Genomic DNA, 4,223 nt, shown 5'->3' with positions numbered 1-4,223 from the left:
ACCCACTCCTTGCCCTCGAGCGTTGCACGGGTCTTGAAAGTCAGCGGGTCGGAGCCGCCGGTAGGCTCGGACATGGAGAAGGCCGAGCGGATCTCGCCGTTCAGCAGCGGCTTCAGCCAGCGCTCCTTCTGCTCCTCGGTGCCGTAGTGGGCGATGATCTCGGCGTTGCCGGTGTCGGGGGCCTGGCAGCCGAAGACGGAGGGGGCGAGGCCGTTACGGCCGAGCTTTTCGTTGAGCAGCGCCAGCTTCAGCTGGCCGTAGCCCTGGCCGCCGAGCTCGGGGCCGAGGTGGCAGGCCCACAGGCCCTGCGCCTTCACCTTTTCCTGCAGGGGCTTGATGAACTTCTCGCGGCCGAGGGGCCCGTGGGCCGCCATGCCCAGGTGCGAGAGGGGCTCGACCTCCTCGCGCATGAACTCCTCGACCCAGTCGAGCTTCTTCTGGAACTCCGGATCGGTCTCAAAATCCCAAGCCATTGACGTCCTCCATAGACCGCCCCGGCGGTCCCATTTTCGAATATCGGGTACGGCAACGGGTGCGCTCCGCCCTTGGGAGCATTATCAAACGCATGTTCGGCTTACGCAACGTCCGCGTTGCGGGAGGGGCCTCAGGCCGGCTCCGGGTGCGCCCAGGCCGCCCGGATCAGCTCCTCAAGAATGGCCATGTCCACCTCCGCCAGCTTCTTGATGTAGAGGCAGCCGACGCCGGTGGTGTGCTTGCCCAGACGCGCCAGCAGGCTCTCCTGCTGGGCCGCGTTGCACGAGAGGTAGAAGACCAGCGCGCCCTTGCGCGGCGAAAAGCCGATGCGCGAGGTCTCGCCCGTATGGCCGCTGGCGTAGCGGTAGGCGTGCCGGCCGAAGCCGATGATCGAAGGACCCCACATCTGCGGGTCCTCGCCGCTCACCTTGCGCATCAGCTCGCAGACGACCCTGCCGTCCTCCCGTCGCACCGCCGGCTCGACGCGGTCCAGGAAGGCCGCCACGTCGGCCTCGGTGGGACGGGTCTTGGCTTCGTAGGGCATGGGCGAAGCTTCCACCCCGCGCCGCGGAGGCGTCAAGCCGCCCAGAATGGGAGGAGGTGGTGAACGGCGCTTTCCGCATCGCACGCTCCCCCGCTAGGTTGCCGCGACAAGTAGCGAGGAGCGCGTATGGGCAAGGCGGCGGCGCAAGGGTTCTCGGCCGAGCGGCTGGGGCGGATCGACCGGTTCATCGAGGAGAAATACATCGCGCCCGGGCGGCTGCCCTGCGCCCAGTTGGTGATTGCCCGCCGGGGCGAGGTGGTGCACGAGACGGTGCTGGGCCAGCGCGACCTTGAGCGCGGCCTGCCTTGCGAGGCGGACACGATCTTCCGCATCTACTCGATGACCAAGCCGATCACCTCGGTCGCCCTGATGATCCTGGTCGAGGAGGGCAAGGTCGCGCTGGACGATCCGGTCGAGCGCCACATCCCCGAGTGGAAGGACCTGGGCGTCTACGCCGCGGGGAATGTGGGCGCCTTCGCGACCACCCGCCCGGCCCGGCCGATGCAGGTTGTCGACCTGATGCGCCACACCTCCGGCCTGACCTACGGCTTCCAGAACCGGACCATGGTGGACTACGCCTACCGCAAGACCGGCGTCGGCGAGATGGGCGGCCAGCTCACCCTCGAAGGCTTCATCGACCAGCTGGCCAAGCTGCCGCTGGAGTTCTCGCCGGGCGAGGCCTGGAACTATTCGGTCTCCACCGACGTGGTCGGCTACCTGGTCCAGAAGATCTCCGGTCAGCCGTTCCAGGACTTTCTGAAGCAGCGGATCTTCGACCCCCTCGGCATGAACGAGACGGGGTTCGAGGTCCCCGCCGGGCAGGAGAAGCGGTTCTCCGCCTGCTACAACATCACCCCCAAGGGCGGCCTGAAGCTGCAGGACGATCCGACCACCAGCGGCTACCTGGCGCCGCCGGCCTTCTACTCCGGAGGCGGGGGCCTGGTCTCCACCACCGCCGACTACCTGAAGTTCGCCCAGATGCTGCTGAACCGCGGCGCGCTGAACGGCGTACGGCTCATCGCGCCGAAGACGTTGCAGCTGATGGCGTCCAACCACCTGCCGGGCGATGCGGACCTCACTCAGATGTCCCGCTCGATGTTCTCGGAGAGCACCAACGCCGGGGTCGGCTTTGGCCTCGGCTTCGCCGTGGTCATGGACCCGCCCAAGACCCTGATCCCCTGCTCCAAGGGCGAGTTCTACTGGGGCGGCGCCGCCAGCACCGCTTTCTGGGTCGATCCGGTGGAGGAGCTGACCGCCGTCTTCATGACCCAAGCCATGCCCTCCAGCGGCTATCCTATTCGGCGGGAGCTTCGGACTCTCGTCTACGCGGCGCTGGAGGAGCCGAACGGCTAGCGGCCTCGAGGGCCTCGCTCTCCTCCGGCGGCGGCCCCCCGCCGAGCCCGGTGTCCACCGGCTCGCCGCGGGGGATGCCGCCCAACAACTGGGCCTTCCGCCAGCCGCCGAACAGGAAGTAGCCCACCGCCAACAGGCAGGAAGTGATCGAGCCGAGCGGGAAGCTCCACCACACCGCCTCGGCGCCCAGGACCGGCTCCAGCAGCAAGGCGAAGGGCACGCGCACGCCCCATAGCGACAGCGCCATGAAGAGCAGCGGCATCATCACCGCGCCGGTCGCCCGAACCACGCCCGAGAGCGCGAACGCCACGCCGAACGGAATGAAGCCCCACAGCACGATGGCGTTGATGTGGATGGCGATGGGGATTGACGGGCTGCCGGCCGGCAGGAAGAGTCGCAGGATGATCGGCTCGATCAGGTAGATCACGACGACCGGGCCGGCGCTGAGCAGAGCGGCGTAGAGCGAGCCCATGCCGGCGATGCGGTTCACCCGGTCCATCCGGCCGGCGCCGACGTTCTGGGCGGCCATGGACGACACCGCAGCCCCCATCGCCATGGCCGGCATCTGCACATAGGTCCACAGCTGCACCGCCGCGGCGTAGCCGGCCGCCGTCGCCGAGCCGTAGCGGTTGACGAAGCTGATCATCACCACCGCAGCCCCGGAGATCACGAGCATCTGGACGGCCATTGGCAGCCCCTTGGTCACCAGGGTGCGGATGATCGCGAGCTCCGGCTTCAAGAGCTTGAACTCGTGCGGCCACAGCACCAGCACGCTGCGGGTCCGGTAGAGGAAGACCAGGATCGCCCCCAGCACCACGGTCTGGCTGATCAGGGTCGCGGCGGCCGAGCCGGCGATCCCCATCCGCGGCGCAGGCCCGTACCCGGTGATCAGGATCGGGTTCAGGATCACGTCTAGCCCGACTGCGGCGAGCGAGAACCAGAAGGGGCTGCGCGAGTCCCCAGCCCCCCGCTGCGCCATCATCAGGAAGGAGAAGAAGTACATGAACGGCATGGCCATGAAGATCACCCGCAGGTAGGTGATCGCCTCGGCCCTGGCGTCCGCCGGCGTGTCCATGGCGGTCAGGATGGTGGGCGTCAGCAGCCAGCCGCCGACCCCCACCGACAGCGACAGCACCACGAAGAAGCCGGTGCTGGTGCCGATCACCCGCTTGACCATCGCCTCGTCGCGCGCGCCGATCGATTGGCCGATCATCAGGTTGGCGGCCATGCTGATGCCGAACACCGCGCCCAGCATGAGGAACAGGATGTTGTTGGCGTTGGCGGTCGCGGTCAGCGCCGCCTCGCCCAGCACGTGGCTGACCCAGATGGCGTTGGCTGTCCCGTTCAGCGACTGCAGGACGTTGGAGCCCATCACCGGCAGGGAGAACAGGATCAGCGTCTTGCCGATCGGCCCCTGCGTCAGGTCCTTGGCCCCGCCTCCCGGGCGGAAGCCGGCACGTGCGGGGCCCGGCCGTTCCAGCGATTCGCTCTTGCCCGTCACGTCCATCCCCAGCGCAGATCCGCGCCCTGCGCCGGCTTCTTGAGGCGGCCTGGCGCCCGCGACGGCGCACACTACTGGGAAACGGACGAGCTTGGACCCTATGGGCCGCGAGGCGCGGCCTCAAGCCGCGGGCTCAGATTTGAGCCGGCGCCGATCTCCTGTTAGACCCTGCCGCCAAGCCAAAGCGCCCCGGGCGCTCCAGAGACGAAGGCTGCGACAGACCTCATGAAAATCCTCATCACGGGCGGCGCCGGCTTCATCGGATCGGCCGTCGTGCGCAAGGCGGTCGAGTGCGGCCACGAGGTGGTGAACCTCGACGCCCTCACCTATTCCGGCAACCTGGCCAACGTC

5 protein-coding genes are annotated in these 4,223 nt (G+C 68.1%); 2 read left to right on the top strand and 3 right to left on the bottom strand.

Annotated features, from left to right (window positions below):
- Together VHK87_RS10195 and VHK87_RS10190 are read right to left on the bottom strand one after the other, a co-directional pair.
- On the bottom strand, window positions 1-473 hold a 473-nt coding region (locus VHK87_RS10195), incomplete at its 3' end, for an acyl-CoA dehydrogenase family protein (protein WP_329634788.1).
- 131 nt (window positions 474-604) lie between these two features.
- Window positions 605-1,018, bottom strand: a complete 414-nt coding sequence (locus VHK87_RS10190) for a DUF1801 domain-containing protein (RefSeq protein WP_329634787.1) — start codon at window positions 1,016-1,018, stop codon at window positions 605-607.
- 126 nt (window positions 1,019-1,144) lie between these two features.
- Here VHK87_RS10190 and VHK87_RS10185 point away from each other — a divergent pair, with 126 nt between their 5' ends.
- Window positions 1,145-2,371 carry a serine hydrolase domain-containing protein gene (locus tag VHK87_RS10185; protein WP_329634786.1) on the top strand — a complete coding sequence of 409 codons (1,227 nt, stop codon included), beginning with the start codon at window positions 1,145-1,147 and terminating at the stop codon, window positions 2,369-2,371.
- On the opposite strand, the gene VHK87_RS10180 is transcribed toward VHK87_RS10185, so the two are convergent.
- Window positions 2,313-3,878 (bottom strand): MATE family efflux transporter, encoded by a 1,566-nt coding sequence (locus VHK87_RS10180; protein WP_329634785.1) that lies wholly within the window; start codon window positions 3,876-3,878, stop codon window positions 2,313-2,315. The two genes, VHK87_RS10185 and VHK87_RS10180, sit on opposite strands and share 59 nt — an antisense overlap.
- A 219-nt stretch (window positions 3,879-4,097) precedes the next feature.
- Between VHK87_RS10180 and VHK87_RS10175 the strand changes: the two genes are divergently transcribed.
- A partial coding sequence (locus VHK87_RS10175) for an NAD-dependent epimerase/dehydratase family protein (RefSeq protein WP_329634789.1) occupies window positions 4,098-4,223 on the top strand: 126 nt, incomplete at its 3' end.

This window comes from Phenylobacterium sp. (assembly GCF_036263695.1).
GTDB lineage: Bacteria > Pseudomonadota > Alphaproteobacteria > Caulobacterales > Caulobacteraceae > Phenylobacterium.
The sequence above is the reverse complement of the archived record's forward strand: the minus strand, read 5'-3'. Positions and strand labels throughout refer to the sequence as shown.

Bases quoted from the DNA above. Each gene is read 5' to 3' on its own strand.
- VHK87_RS10180 (WP_329634785.1), bottom strand. From the start codon at position 3,878: ATGGACGTGACGGGCAAGAGCGAATCGCTGGAACGGCCGGGCCCCGCA.
- VHK87_RS10185 (WP_329634786.1), top strand. From the start codon at position 1,145: ATGGGCAAGGCGGCGGCGCAAGGGTTCTCGGCCGAGCGGCTGGGGCGG.
- VHK87_RS10190 (WP_329634787.1), bottom strand. From the start codon at position 1,018: ATGCCCTACGAAGCCAAGACCCGTCCCACCGAGGCCGACGTGGCGGCC.